11 protein-coding genes and 1 tRNA gene are annotated in these 14058 nt (G+C 35.8%); 7 read left to right on the plus strand and 5 right to left on the minus strand.

What is annotated here, in order from left to right:
* Positions 1-5 precede the first annotated feature (5 nt).
* A complete protein-coding gene (locus NBW39_RS00485; RefSeq protein ID WP_250295296.1) occupies positions 6-755 on the plus strand; it encodes an SDR family oxidoreductase in 750 nt (249 codons plus the stop codon).
* Between the two features lie 148 nt (positions 756-903).
* Here the strand turns inward: NBW39_RS00485 and NBW39_RS00490 are convergent, their stop codons facing one another.
* The 3 genes from NBW39_RS00490 to NBW39_RS00500 form a co-directional block, all read right to left on the minus strand.
* Positions 904-1776 (minus strand): IS982 family transposase, encoded by an 873-nt coding sequence (locus NBW39_RS00490; RefSeq protein ID WP_250294632.1) that lies wholly within the window; start codon positions 1774-1776, stop codon positions 904-906.
* Between the two features lie 714 nt (positions 1777-2490).
* A complete protein-coding gene (locus NBW39_RS00495; protein WP_250295297.1) occupies positions 2491-2955 on the minus strand; it encodes a hypothetical protein in 465 nt (154 codons plus the stop codon).
* Between the two features lie 70 nt (positions 2956-3025).
* Positions 3026-3110: transfer RNA gene (locus tag NBW39_RS00500), tRNA-Leu, on the minus strand.
* Positions 3111-3172: 62 nt separating this feature from the next.
* Between NBW39_RS00500 and tldD the strand changes: the two genes are divergently transcribed.
* A complete protein-coding gene (tldD, locus tag NBW39_RS00505; RefSeq protein WP_250295299.1) occupies positions 3173-4591 on the plus strand; it encodes a metalloprotease TldD in 1419 nt (472 codons plus the stop codon).
* Between the two features lie 1001 nt (positions 4592-5592).
* On the opposite strand, the gene NBW39_RS00510 is transcribed toward tldD, so the two are convergent.
* Positions 5593-6570 carry an LD-carboxypeptidase gene (locus NBW39_RS00510; RefSeq protein WP_250295300.1) on the minus strand — a complete coding sequence of 326 codons (978 nt, stop codon included), beginning with the start codon at positions 6568-6570 and terminating at the stop codon, positions 5593-5595.
* The gene (gene lipB / locus NBW39_RS00515; RefSeq protein WP_250295301.1) at positions 6570-7187 is read right to left on the minus strand and encodes a lipoyl(octanoyl) transferase LipB; all 618 of its coding nucleotides are present in this window, start codon (positions 7185-7187) and stop codon (positions 6570-6572) included. The genes NBW39_RS00510 and lipB overlap by 1 nt, the downstream gene beginning before the upstream one ends.
* Before the next feature lie 969 nt (positions 7188-8156).
* Here lipB and nuoH point away from each other — a divergent pair.
* From nuoH to glyS, 5 genes are all read left to right on the plus strand, one after another.
* A complete protein-coding gene (gene nuoH, locus NBW39_RS00520; RefSeq protein WP_250295303.1) occupies positions 8157-9182 on the plus strand; it encodes an NADH-quinone oxidoreductase subunit NuoH in 1026 nt (341 codons plus the stop codon).
* Positions 9175-10170 carry a porphobilinogen synthase gene (gene hemB, locus NBW39_RS00525; protein ID WP_250295305.1) on the plus strand — a complete coding sequence of 332 codons (996 nt, stop codon included), beginning with the start codon at positions 9175-9177 and terminating at the stop codon, positions 10168-10170. Before nuoH ends, hemB begins: the two co-directional genes overlap by 8 nt.
* Positions 10171-10316: 146 nt before the next feature.
* Entirely contained in the window at positions 10317-11075 is a 759-nt protein-coding gene (locus NBW39_RS00530) for a phosphatidylglycerophosphatase (protein WP_250295306.1), read from the plus strand.
* Positions 11076-11119: 44 nt separating this feature from the next.
* Positions 11120-11959, plus strand: a complete 840-nt coding sequence (locus tag NBW39_RS00535) for a glycine--tRNA ligase subunit alpha (RefSeq protein WP_250295307.1) — start codon at positions 11120-11122, stop codon at positions 11957-11959.
* A 3-nt stretch (positions 11960-11962) separates the two neighbouring features.
* Positions 11963-14056, plus strand: coding sequence for a glycine--tRNA ligase subunit beta (gene glyS, locus NBW39_RS00540; protein WP_256466300.1), 2094 nt, complete (start codon positions 11963-11965; stop codon positions 14054-14056).
* Positions 14057-14058 lie beyond the last annotated feature (2 nt).

The raw sequence follows: 14058 nt of genomic DNA on the forward strand, positions 1-14058 counted from the left end.
GAAGAATGGGTAAGTTAGAAGGTAAAGTAGCTTTAATCACCGGAGCTTCAGGTGAAATAGGCTCTGCCGTTGCAAAAAGATTTGTAAAAGAAGGTGCATGTGTGATTCTGATTTCAAGATCTCTTGATAATCTCAAGCCACTATATAATGAAATTGAAGGGCTTGAAGAATTTAAAGAAGGCTCTGTGAAACTAATTCAGCTTGATCTTCTAGACTTTGAGAATGTAAAGATACTGACAAACATGATAGAAAGCCTGAAATTATCAGAATCTGGAGCACTTGATATATTAGTTGCGTGTGCTGGAATTTTAGGCAAACTGAACCCTATTCACGACTGTGAGATTGAAGAGCTACAGAACGTAATGAATACAAATTTTACTGCCAATTGGTACTTACTAAAAAACTTAGATCCAATGCTAAAAAAGTCTAATACTGGAAGAGCGATATTCATGACCTCAGAGGTGACACTTTCTCCTTCCTCTTATCCATATTGGATGCCGTATGCTGCAAGTAAAGTTGCACTAGAAATAATGGTGCAGATATATGCATCTGAGACAAAACATACGAGTTTGTGCGTAAATGCTGTGTATTCGGAAGGGCCTGTGGGTAGTGAAATGTATAAGCAAGCGTTTCCCGGAAAAGATACATCTGAATTGGTGCCACCTGATAAACTAACAGACAAATTTGTGGAACTTGCTTCTGAAAATTGTAGCATATCAGGACAAATCTTACCACTCAGCAAATCTCCCGAATAAATCACCATAGTATCTGCAAAGATACCGTTAAGCCGACAACTATACGAACATTTGTTTGCGAAGAAATGTTATAGCTAGTTTTGCCTCAAACACAAAGGCAGTGCCCAGACACTGGGATCTCATTTCACCTATGAACCCCAGTTATGGATTAACCAACGAAGTAAAGCTGAGAAATACAGGGCTTTTTCGATTGCATTGAATAAGAAATGAGGGTAGAAAAAATATGTACCAAGAAATTTACTGTGGATCTATGCCGAGTGTGCTCAAGTTCAAATTTGTTTTTTAGGCAGCCAAAAACCGTTTCAACAATCGATCTTTTCCCTAGTAAAATCTTCTCTTTCAGCGAAATCAGTGCATTTTTCATACCTTTTTTCACTTTAGTGACGAGTTTTAGACCTCTATCGAATAGTTTCTCAAAGAGCTCTTTCTTTATATAGCCCTTATCTCCAAACAAAAGTCCAGTTAGTTTTTTGGTTAGAGTTGGTACAGGTTTTCTGTCATCGACGTTACCTCTGGTTAGCGTAACACCTTGAATTTCACCTATTTCATTGATTACTACATGTAATTTAAAACCAAAAAACCAGCCGTAAGTATTCTTTCCTAACTCTGCTAATCCTTTGAAAACCTTATTTCTTGAGATTCTTTTTCGATGGCATACTGCTATTGAAGTAGAATCTATGTAGGAAATCCCGGTCATTTTTGCTTGTTCACAAAACCATTGCAAAAGTAATGCTAAATACCACAAAACTCGCGGCTTTAAGGCAATAAATCTGTGATATGAAGGCAGCTTTGAAAACTCTGATCTATAGAATAACTGAAGATAACAAAGATAAAAAGCCTTGAAGTTTTTACATGGTGATTTATGGTATAATAGGATTATGGTTAGAATTTCTGAGTGCGCTATTTCTGGTACTCTGGTTGGTTTTTTGCCGTTTGATAAGAACCTATTTGCAAAATTATCATCTACCGCACGACAAAAATCCTCGACGCAACAGTACAGTTCTGTAATATCTTTCTTCATGGGTAACCTCTTATTATTACTAAAATACTCGAGTTTACCCTGTTTCCCTCTTCTTAGTTATACTTTTATCTATTTTCTAATCCATAACTGAGGTTATGAAGGTGTCATCCTAATACCTTCTCCTGTCATCCCAGTGCCCTGACTACTTGGATCCAGAAAACTTAACTTTAAATAAGTGGCTGCATAATAAAGACTAGATCCCAGTGCCTCCTTCTCCTGTCATCCCAGTGCCTTGACTACTTGGATCCAGGAAACTTAACTTTAAATAAGTGGCTGCATAATAAAGACTAGATCCCAAACTGGGATGACACCATAGGGGGCACTGGAATGACACCCTACTTAACCGTCATACCGCCGCGGTATCTCTAGATCCCGCGGCGGTATGACGATTGTCGGTGAACCTAAGTTACTTTAGCCACAAATATTAAGAAATTTACCAAATAAAAAAAAGGCAAAAGAAACCCCGTGGTAATTAGTGTTCACTCTCTAATCCTGCAAATCGGCGTACTATACTGTCTTAAACAGCGCGTTTCAGCTTATATAGCTAGCAATACTGTGAAGACATAAGGTGCACATAGTGCAAAAAATTAAAAATAAGACGCCAACTACGTTGTTTTCTTGCTGTTTAATCTGCACAGATGAAGATAACTGAATACCTTCACCATCATGATAAGGGAGCTGGCGGAGTTTGTCAAGTCGTTTCTATTCCCAATGTTATATGGTTATGCGAAGTCTATTATTATTTTGGTCTATTTGTGGCTCACTAATCATAGTTCGAACGATATTAGCTGCCATAAAAGTACAGCCTAGAATAAAAAAGGCAGTGGAAACAAAAGGAATGATAGGAGATTCGAGAGGCAATATAGGTGTAATTCCTCCTACTAAAAATAAAACACTAGATGTGATATCAAGACAAATCTTTGTTAGCTTTTTCTGTCCTGCTACACCAAGTTGCTTCTGCTGTCGAAAATGATCATTTAATGACCATATATTTAAGATAAACGAAAGTGCACTTAGTACAGTGCTGACAATAGTAAAACATAAACTTAAGGCAGAAATATTAAAGATTGATGCTGCTATATATCCAATAAAAAAGGCGGTAGATAGTGTAGTAACTAAGCGTTTTGAATAAGTTCGTACCTTCTTTCTGTAGGCTAACTTATCTTTTTCACCATACATAGCATAAATATTACCTAATACGTTATATTATAGCATTAATTAATTCAACAAGCAATATGGAAGCTAAGAGTGCCCGAGAGAAGACTTGAACTTCCACAACTTAAAAAGTTACTAGCACCTGAAGCTAGCGCGTCTACCAATTCCGCCACCCGGGCTTTTTATAGTTTACTATGTTAAAGTTAAATAATATACTTAAACAATTTTTAGTTCAAAGGTAATGCCAAATCTAGATCAAATATTTTTCGCTCAAAACAATGTTAATATTAATAACGTATATAAAATAGTCAATAACGCTTTGAGCAATAGCGATGGTGGTGAGCTGTTTCTAGAATTTTGCCAGTCAGAATCCCTGCTTTTTGAGGATAATATATTAAAACACATGGACTTGAATACCAGAAGGGGGTTTGGTTTAAGGTCTTTTTGTGAGGATAGTACATCTTTCGTTTGTTCTTCTGAGATCAACGAAAAAGAAATTAGTAATGCTGCTTCTATGGTAAAAAGCTCAGTGTCTTTAAACAAAACAAATTCAACAAATTTAAACGAAGAGACAAAAAGCCTATATTCGAGGATTAACCCTACAAATGAAATGGATCTGAATTCAAAGATAAAACTACTCAATGAGGTTAATGAGTATGTAAGGTCCAAAAATAACTGCGTGAAGCAAGTAAAAATAACTCTAAGTGGAGAATGGCAAGTCGTACAAATAATAAAGGGTGATCACAGATTAAGCGATATCAGGCCTCTAGTACGTTTTAATGTGCTAGTTATTGTAGAGAAAAACGGTCAAATCGAAAGAGGTTCTGCAGGGCATGGTGGAAGGGACTCTTATAGTAAGTTTATTTCTGAGAAAAAGTGGAAAGAAGTTGCAAATCAAGCATTAAAACAAGCACTGGTAAATCTTGAAGCAATTCCAACTCCAGCCGGAGAAATGACAGTCGTTTTAGGTCCAGGCTGGCCGGGAGTATTGTTGCATGAAGCTGTAGGTCATGGACTTGAAGGCGATTTTAATCGCAAAGGAGTCTCAGCATTTTCAAATTCTATTGGTAAACAAGTAGCGGCTAGTGGCATCACAGTAGTTGATGACGGAACTCTGCCTAATTTGCGTGGCTCTATCAGCGTAGACGATGAAGGCACTCCACCTGGTTATAATGTACTGATAGAAGATGGGATCCTCAAAGGATACATGCAGGATCATATGAACGCTAAACTCATGGGTGTAAGCCCAACTGGTAATGGTAGAAGAGAAAGTTATAAAGAAATTATCATGCCGCGCATGACAAACACCTATATGTTGCCCGGAAAGCATACACCAGAGGAAATAATATCTAGCGTAAAGAAAGGTCTATATGCAGTAAATTTCGGTGGTGGGCAAGTTGATATAACGTCAGGAAAATTTGTTTTTTCATCTTCGGAAGCTTACCTAATAGAAAATGGCAAAATTACACAGCCAGTAAAAGGAGCAACACTAATTGGTGACGGTCCAACAGTGTTAAAAAAAGTATCTATGGTTGGTAATGATCTAAAGTTAGATCCTGGTGTTGGCACATGCTCAAAAGATGGACAAAATGTACCCGTTGGAGTTGGTCAGCCGACACTCAAAGTCGACGCAATAACTGTTGGTGGAACTGAGATATAGATAAGGGCTAAAACGGATTCCAGCGCACGGTACACAATTGTACAAACATTGTAGCCGTTATTCAAGTAGCCCGCAGAAACGAAAAACTTCCTTGACAAACTCCGCCAACCCCCTTATCATAAAACTGAAGCTATTTATTTACCTTCGCAATCTGCAGATTAAAACGACAAAGGGAACTTTGTATTTGGCGTAAATCATGCTTAATTTTTTGCACTATGTGCACCTCATGTCTTTATAAAACTTCTGGGTTTCTACCTATACAAGCCGAAACGCGCTTATAAAGCGTTTAAGACATCAAAAGACGTCAAATAGAACAAGGGAGAATTTGAATACTAGCTACCCTAGGTTTTCTTTGCCTTTTTTTCTGCTTAGTAAATTTCTTAACGTTTATAATTTAGGTTAGTTGTATTTAAAAGCGGCTGAATCGTAGCGTTTAGAATAAAAAACGCCAATATTTTGAAGTACATATAAATAACTAGTCACCAACGGGGCTTCTTTTGCCTTTTTTTCCGTTTAGTAAATTTCTTAAATATTTATGGCTAAAAGAGCCCAAGAGAGGTCAGCGCGTGACGCTGGAATCCAGTTTTTGGCAGTTTCATTGAAAATGTTGTATAGTATGCTTGTTTACAGTCAAAATCCTGGATCCCAGTGTCTGGGCACTGGGATGACAGGAGAAGGGCTACTCGGATGACAGGAGAAGGGCTACTCGGATGACAGGAGAAGGGCTACTCGGATGACAGGAGAAGGGCTACTCGGATGACAGGAGAAGGGCTACTCGGATGACAGAAGAAGGAAGCACTGCCGTCTTGCCAGTGTCGGCTACTTGGATGACACCTTGACGATTCGTCATCCCGCTGCTTGTTAGCGGGATCTATGTTAAGGTATGACGGTTAAGTATCCCGCTACATATTAGCGGTTGAGATACCGCGGCGGTATGACGTAGATCCCGCTACGTGTTAGCGGCGCGGCGGTATGACGTAGAACTCGCGTTAGCTATAAGATTAGCTAACATTCTGCACATCCATAAAAAACAAACCTTCTTTTTCGTCTTGAACGCTAATAATAGCGTGAGTGTTAAGAGGTAAAGGGTCATTTGTATGCCCATGACCTATTCCTTGAACTGTGAACACTGGAAAGTTAACACTTTTTGCAAACCTTTCTTTTACAACTTCAACAAGATTATCGTTACCAGAGTTGATAAAATTACCAAAAATTACCGCTTGCACTTCATCAAAAATGTGAGCTTGTTTTAAGTGATCTAAACTGCGTTCCATTGCATATGGGTAGACTCTTATGTCCTCTAAAAATAGAATTTTGCCTTCTGCACTTACCTGCCAAGCGGTTCCTATACTATTTTCAACTAAAGTCATATTACCACCGATGATTTTAGACTCTAATCTGCTATCCTTTAGTCTAATGCCATTATTTATCATTTTTAGGTTATCAAATCTGATAGAATCCCGCTTGTTAAGAATTAACTCTTTCAATTTTTCAACAGAGCTTTCAGAAACGGAGCTATTTACTATCATTTCCATCATGGTGCCATGAAGAGTTTGCCAATCATATTTGACTTGTAGATAGATGTGCAAGGCAGTTATATCGCTATAGCCTATGAGGATTTTTTTGTTTTGAGCAATCCTTTCTTTTTTATCATTGGGTAACTTTTCTAGATAGGGAATTAACCGAGAAGCCCCTTCTCCTCCTCTGATACACCAAATTATTTTACTATCATTAGTTAGTGCACTAACCAAATCATTTGCTCTGAATTCATCAGAGTTAGAATAGAATGGATTATCATTACTATATATTTTCTCCGAAATATGGGGATTAAAATCCAAAGTTTTTACATATTCTTTTATAGTAGTCAGATCTGATTCTTTTCCCTTGGAAGAAGGAGCAATAATATCAACTTTATCAATTGCATAAATACTTGTATTAGCACATAAAGTGAAAATAAAATATAAAAGGTAAATGATCATTAAAATATCTTATGAAACTCTTTTTTTAGTATATCATCCAACTCAGAGAATAGAACTTTCACTCCTAGTTCTTCCATTGATGTAACACCATAACCTTGTAGCCCACAAGGAATAATACCCTTATAATGAGAGAGGTCTGGAGAAACATTAAGCGCTATGCCATGATAAGTTACCCATTTTCTTAAACGGATACCAAAAGCTGCAATTTTTTTTTCTACTCCGTTATTATTCACCCAAACACCTATTCTATCTTCTTTAAATTCTCCAAGTATATTAAAATGCTTTAAAACATTTATGATCCAATTACTTAGGTCTCTAATATACAGCTTTATGTCGCATTTATTTCTTTTTTTAAGGTTTAGCATTAAATATATAATGCGCTGTCCTGGACCATGATATGTGTATTTACCACCCCTGCCTGTTTTGTATATGGGAAATAGTTTTTCAACAATGTCATCGTCTGTTGCACCGATTCCTGCTGTGTAAAGTGAAGGGTGCTGAAGTAGCCATACCAATTCGTCTGCTGAATTATTGTGAATTTGTTGAATTTTCTCTTCCATGGATTTTACAGCACAGTTATAATCAATGAGTTGGTTAGATGTTAGCCATTCTGTCATGTTCTATTTCTTTTTTTTTAGTATAGCATTTTCCTGTCATCCCAGTACTGCCTTTGTGTTTGAGGCAAAACTGGCTATAACATTTCTTCGCAAATAAATGTTCGTACAGCTATGGGATTGTGCAACAGGCACAGTTTGACATAAAAAGCTTTGCTTTTTGAAATTTTTGGTTACACTTAATTTCAACACTATTAGTAACGCGAATTCTGGATTACGAGGAGAATAGGAAAAGGCAAGAAAACAGAGTAGATGATACTCTAATACAACACCCAGATTTTGCATTGCCAGGGCGAAAAGAACTCCTAAGAAGCGACGTGGAAAATTCGCTTTTTTTCTTTCGGTTTTTTCTTTTATTTCTCGTTGATAGGTTTATTATTATACCTAAAATTATTTCCTGTATGATAGTATTAAGATCATTGGCAGTATGTTTAAAAAACAAGCAGCTTTTTAGTAGTAATGCTTCTGATATTGAAAATTATTTTACTTTTAGTAGTATATTTGGTACATTTTGAGCACAAAGTTGTTCAAGTTTTTTTATGATTACACTAGTTGATCTTTTATTTATTCTAACACCGTTATTACTGATAAGTTTGGTATATTTTGAACGTAAATTAAATTCTGTACTTTTGTGTAAAGAACCAAATGCATTAGAAAAACAGTTCGTTTATAAGCTGGTTTATCTTATCAACGATATTATTACACTATTCACGAGTGGATATGTATGGATGGCGATAACATATATCATAGTTACCAATGGGAAAGGAGATTGTTTTTTCCTCATAATGCCCTTAATTATGATGTCACTAGTGTCATGTATATGCACATCATTTTACTATTCTACTAAGCTAAATAGTGTACAGAAAAATGCTGTTCTGTTGATTTTAATAGGAACATTGTCTACTCTATCTAAAGTGCTTACTGTATTTTTTATTGCTACAATCATGAATTATTTTTTTGGTTTAGAGTTGTATGCCTTTAATATTTAAAATTATTTTTCTTCTCATTCCACTTTTGCTTTCAGTAGCATATTTGACATACTTTGAGCGTAAGGTCCTTGCTGCAATTCAACTAAGGCACGGCCCGAGTGTAGTTGGACCTTTTGGGCTATTGCAGCCATTTGCAGATGCTATTAAGCTACTGATTAAAGAGCCGATAATACCATTTAGAGCGAGCACCATACTGTTCATTATGGCTCCAATGCTTACCTTTATCTTGGCATTAATTGCCTGGGCAGTTATACCGTTTGGTGCTGAAGTAATTGTAGAAAATGGCCAGCAAGTAGTTATTCCTAAGGTTATAGCAAATATTAATGTTGGAGTGCTTTACGTGCTAGCTATATCGTCGCTGGGAGTATACGGCGTGATTATTGCAGGCTGGTCAAGCAACTCCAATTATGCATTCCTTGGCGCTATAAGGTCGGCTGCTCAGATGATTTCATATGAAGTTTCAATAGGCTTAATAGTTGCTGCAGTCGTTATTACCACTGGAACATTAAATCTTGGAGAGATGGTGGTAGCGAAACACAATATGCCATTTTGGGTTGATTTGCTACTAATGCCTATAGGAATAATATTTTTTATTTCTTTGCTTGCAGAAACTAATCGTCACCCATTTGATTTACCAGAAGCTGAAGCAGAGCTTGTCTCTGGATATAACGTTGAATATTCATCCATGCCTTTTGCCCTCTTTTTTCTGGGAGAATATGCAAATATGATTTTAGCAAGTGCTATGATGACAATATTCTTTCTGGGCGGATGGTATCCGCCGCTGGAGTTCAGTTTATTTTACAAAATTCCAGGTTTGATTTGGTTCGTTTTGAAGATAGTTATACTTTTGTTCGTATTTATTTGGATTAGAGCAACAATACCTCGTTATCGATATGATCAGCTCATGCGTCTTGGTTGGAAAGTATTTCTGCCAATATCAGTGTTTTGGGTAATACTCATTTCAGGGGTGTTGCTCTTTACTGGGAATTTACCTGGATCCAATGTTTAATTTTCCAAATACAAGATTAAGGCGCAGGCGCTCGAGCAAATGGGTTCGCAATTTAACAAGTGAAAATAGTTTATCAGTAAATGATCTGGTTCTTCCTCTGTTTGTTCATAACAGAGAAGAAACAACTGAACCAATTTCTGGCTTACCAGGCGTAAAGTGTTATTCAATAGATGGATTAGTGTCTATAGTTAAGGAAGCTAAAGATTTAGGAATTAATGCTGTTGCAATTTTTCCTGTAGTTGATAGTAAACTAAAATCTGAAAACGCTGAGGGAGCATATAATTCTGACAACTTAATCTGCAAAGCAATCCGTGCTGTAAAATTAAAGGTACCTGAAATTGGTATTATTGCAGACGTTGCACTGGATCCATACACTATTCATGGCCATGACGGCATTTTAAAAGATAATCAGATGGATGTAGAAAACGATGAAACTATATCAGTGCTGTGTAAGCAAGCGTTTGCTTTAGCGAAAGCAGGATGTGATATAGTTGCTCCTTCTGATATGATGGATGGTAGAATAGGAAGAATCAGAAAATCATTAGATGATAACAACTTTCAAGACGTATTAATATTATCTTATGCAGTGAAATACTGCTCTAGCTTCTATGCTCCATTCAGGCAAGTCGTTGGTTCATGTGGGCTATCACATTCTATAGACAAAAGTGGTTATCAAATGGATTATAAAAATGCGCGCGAAGCAATGTGCGAAATTGAAATGGATATAAATGAAGGTGCAGATTTTATTATGGTTAAACCGGGTATGCCATATTTGGATATTATCAAAACAGCAAGTGATAAGTTTAATTTTCCGATTTTTGCTTACCAAGTAAGCGGTGAGTACGCAATGATAAAAGCTGCTGCAAATAATGGCTGGCTAGATTATGACAAGGTGATTTATGAATCTTTGATTGGTTTCAAACGTGCGGGTGCAAGTGCAATATTCACTTACGCTGCACTTGATATTGCAAAAAATTTAAGTGCATAAGCCCTATAAAATTATTAAATTTTTGGCGCACGTTCTTCTACTGTTGCTGCATATTACCTAAAATCTTCCAATACATGTTTTAAGCTATTGATAAGTCTATTACAATACAGTATTATAAATAATATAAACCAAGTGTTACTTAGAACATGGGGATTTTTTTTAAATTTTTGGGGAAGATGCTAGGCAAGGTTTTTCCTGCTAAAACAGTAAGCTCTCTTTTAGGAATAGGATATTTACCAAGTTGGCAGAACTATTGGTCTTCTTTTTTAATATTATTTATTGTCGATGTTATATTAACTCTTACATATGGAGGCGAATATTTACTATATAAAATGCCAAGTTCAGGAATAGTTGTAGCTGCTATTTTTACAAAATTGGCAATAGTTATGTTAATAATGCAATTAATTGGAATATTTATTTTTCATGCTCAAGACCCTTCAGCAAGCAGTGGTGAAAACATAGTAATACAAATAGCGTCAGGGCAAGTACTGACTGTAGCACTTTCAATGCCAGCAATAATGTCAATTTATTATGCTGTAAGTAAACTCTATGGGAGTATATGTAAGCAGATGTTTCAATGCCCATTTTGGTTTAATGATTTTATGCACTTTTTCCTTTTTCTTATGATACCTTATGTATTTTTTAATGTCGTAGAAGTGATAAAACCATGGCCAATAAGTTCAATACAGCTCAGCTATAATAATGCAATGTCAATCACATTTGAGGGAATTTTTCACACATTTTATGCGGTGATTTTACTGTATTTAACAGCATTTATATTCTGCGATTTAACTATGCATGATGCAATTGTTCTAAATAAAAGCATAATTCAGTATGTGAGAGAAAGTTCAGCAGGTTTAGGTGATTATTTACATAGTGCTGCAAAAAAAATAAATATTGAATAGTACTTATTTATTTATATATTTAGTATAAAAAGTGTGCAATTTGTGTGAACTTACAAAGTATAATAAAAGAGTTACAAGATTTTTGGGCTAGTGAAGGTTGTGTTATACTTCACCCATACACATCTGAAGTTGGTGCTGGCACATTACATCCTGCAACAATTATGTCTGCAATTGATACAAAATCTACAAAAATTGCATATCTACAACCAGTAATTAGGCCAGCAGATGGACGTTATGGTGATAACCCTAATCGCTTATATCAGCATCACCAATATCAAGTTATAATAAAGCCATCTGGTAATAACTTACAAGACGTTTATTTACATAGCTTAAAAGCCCTAGGGGTATCAACAGAGGAATATGATATTAAATTTATTGAAGATGATTGGGAAAATCCGAGTGTTGGTGCATCAGGACTTGGATGGGAAGTTACATGCAATGGAATGGAAATAACACAGCTTACTTATATACAGCAAGTTGGAGGGATTGACTGCAAGATGATTCCTGGTGAGGTGGCATATGGGTTGGAACGTTTAGCAATGTGCATACAAGGTGTAGATAATGTTTACGATATAATTTGGAACGATAATGGTGTAACTTATGGAGATATTTTTAAACAAAGAGAATATGAATTTTCTTATCTAGCGTTAGATTATTATGATACTAAAGTGGTGCAGCAGCAATTCGAAGATACGGAAAAATTGTGTAAGTTCCTTATTGAAAAGGAGCTACCAATGGCAGCTTATGACCAATGTATTAAAACTAGTCACCTACTTAATCTGCTTGATGCAAGAGGTGTGCTTGGTGTAAATGAACGTACAGCGCATATTGGTAGAGTTAGAGAGCTGACAAAAAAATGTTGTGAATTGTACATGAGTAAATAGCGTATGTCGTTGCAGTTATTATTTGAGTGCCTTTCAGAAGAAATACCACCGAGAATGCAGAATTCAGCTGCAGTTCAAGTTAAGAGTTATATTACCAGTGCTTTTAATAAAAACAATTTAAGATTTGCATCTATAGAGGTTTTTGTAACGGCACGTCGCATTACCCTATTTGTCGACAACATAAATGCTTTGGAGCTAAAGGATTCCAATAACGAAGTTAAGGGACCAAACGTTAACGCACCAAAGAGTGCTATCGAAGGTTTTTTAAGAAAACATCAGAAAAATGAAGAAGATTTGCTCGTTCGAAAAGTAAATAATGAAGATTTTTACTTCATTAAAAGAGAAAGCTGCTCATTTAACATCAAAGAATTTCTCAAAAATCAACTAGAAGGGATGTTAAAGAATTTTTCTTGGCCAAAAAGTATGAGATGGGGCGAAGGAAAAGAAAGGTGGGTTAGGCCAATTAAAAACATTTTATGTATTTTAAATGACGAAATAATGCCTGTGTCTTTTGCAGGGATCACAGCATCTAACACAACATATGGCCATCGATTTCTCTCAAGTGATGCGACGTTAACTATTAAAGCACCTAAAGACTATTTTGAATTGCTAGAAAAAAACAGCGTAATTCTCCAGCTGGACAAAAGAAAGCGATTTATACTAGATCAGATTAATAAATTCACAAAAGAGCAGAATTTACAACTTGAGAAAAATGATTATTTACTAAATGAATTGACAGGGCTTATAGAGTGGCCAATCGTACTGTTTGGTGAAGTGAATCAAGAAAAGTCATTTGGATTACCGAAGGAAGTAATTCTTAGTATAATTAATACGCAGCAAAAATACCTTGCTTTGAGTGATGGACAAAGAATTTCGTATTTTGTTACTGTTGTCAACGTCAACAATGGTGAAGTTGTTAAAGGACACGAAAGAATATTAGAAGCACGTCTTGCTGATGCCCAATTTTTAATATCTCAAGATAAAAAGGAAAATCTAGATTATTATGTCAAAAAATTAGGTTCGATATTATTTCATGCTTCACTTGGCAGCGTGGGGGAAAAGGTGAAGCGTATTACAGCTCTGTCAAAGTATATAGCTATATTTATTCCACATGCTTCGCTGATAAAAGTTGAACGTGCTGCATATTTGGCAAAAGCTGATTTGGCAACATCGATAGTAAGAGAGTTTCCAGAATTACAAGGAGTAATGGGTGGATATTATGCTTCTTATTTTCACGAAGATAAAGAAATAGTGGAAGCTATAACTGAACACTATAAGCCAATCGGGCCAGAGCAGGAATGTCCTAAATCCCCTTCAGCAATTGCTGTGTCAATTGCTGACAAAGTGGATAGCTTAGTTGGTTTAATTGCAGCAGGTGAGAAAATCTCTGGTTCGTATGATCAGTTTGGTTTGCGGAGAATGACAATTGGTATAATTAGGACAATACTTGAAAATAATTTGCATATTCCAATTAGGCTAATGATAGACAAGTCAATATCTTTATATTCAAGGCTTCTATTTAATAAAAATACAACGTCAGTTGATAAGCCAAATAGAAAACAAATTTCAGAACTAGTATTTAAATTCTGCTTAGAAAGATTCAAGGTTATTTTAAAAAATAGAAATATAAGGCAAGATATTGTAGATTCAATACTATATAAAATCGATATTAATGATCTGCTGACAGCAGAAAAGCAAACTGTTATATTGGATCGTTATCTTAGTACGCCAGAAGGTGAACAGGTTCTAAGCACTTACAAAAGAGTCAGTAACATGATGAGCAAAGTAAGGAAAAGTGATGGCACTACTTATAGTGCATCTTACGGTAAGAGGTTTTTGATTGAAAATGAAGAAATTGCGCTATCAAATTGTGCTATAACTGCTTGTAAAAACATAAAACAAGCAATAAAAAATAACCACTTTAATGCAGCACTTGATGAGCTTGCTGGTTTTGCTCCATTTATCAATCAATTTATGGACAGTGTAAAGATTAACTGTGATTCTAATGAGCTAAAAAGAAACAGATTATCTTTGCTTGCAAGTGTTGTTTCCATCTTTCATTTAGTAGCAGATTTTAACCTCATACAAGTCAAGTAATG

This window comes from Wolbachia endosymbiont of Oedothorax gibbosus, from assembly GCF_936270435.1.
Taxonomy (GTDB): domain Bacteria; phylum Pseudomonadota; class Alphaproteobacteria; order Rickettsiales; family Anaplasmataceae; genus Wolbachia.

What these genes read in the sequence shown, in the direction of transcription:
- NBW39_RS00485 (WP_250295296.1), top strand. Translation starts at nt 6, where the DNA reads ATGGGTAAGTTAGAAGGTAAAGTAGCTTTAATCACCGGAGCTTCAGGT.
- NBW39_RS00490 (WP_250294632.1), bottom strand. Translation starts at nt 1,776, where the DNA reads ATGAAGAAAGATATTACAGAACTGTACTGTTGCGTCGAGGATTTTTGT.
- NBW39_RS00495 (WP_250295297.1), bottom strand. Translation starts at nt 2,955, where the DNA reads ATGTATGGTGAAAAAGATAAGTTAGCCTACAGAAAGAAGGTACGAACT.
- tldD (WP_250295299.1), top strand. Translation starts at nt 3,173, where the DNA reads ATGCCAAATCTAGATCAAATATTTTTCGCTCAAAACAATGTTAATATT.
- NBW39_RS00510 (WP_250295300.1), bottom strand. Translation starts at nt 6,570, where the DNA reads ATGATCATTTACCTTTTATATTTTATTTTCACTTTATGTGCTAATACA.
- lipB (WP_250295301.1), bottom strand. Translation starts at nt 7,187, where the DNA reads ATGACAGAATGGCTAACATCTAACCAACTCATTGATTATAACTGTGCT.
- nuoH (WP_250295303.1), top strand. Translation starts at nt 8,157, where the DNA reads ATGCCTTTAATATTTAAAATTATTTTTCTTCTCATTCCACTTTTGCTT.
- hemB (WP_250295305.1), top strand. Translation starts at nt 9,175, where the DNA reads ATGTTTAATTTTCCAAATACAAGATTAAGGCGCAGGCGCTCGAGCAAA.
- NBW39_RS00530 (WP_250295306.1), top strand. Translation starts at nt 10,317, where the DNA reads ATGGGGATTTTTTTTAAATTTTTGGGGAAGATGCTAGGCAAGGTTTTT.
- glyS (WP_256466300.1), top strand. Translation starts at nt 11,963, where the DNA reads ATGTCGTTGCAGTTATTATTTGAGTGCCTTTCAGAAGAAATACCACCG.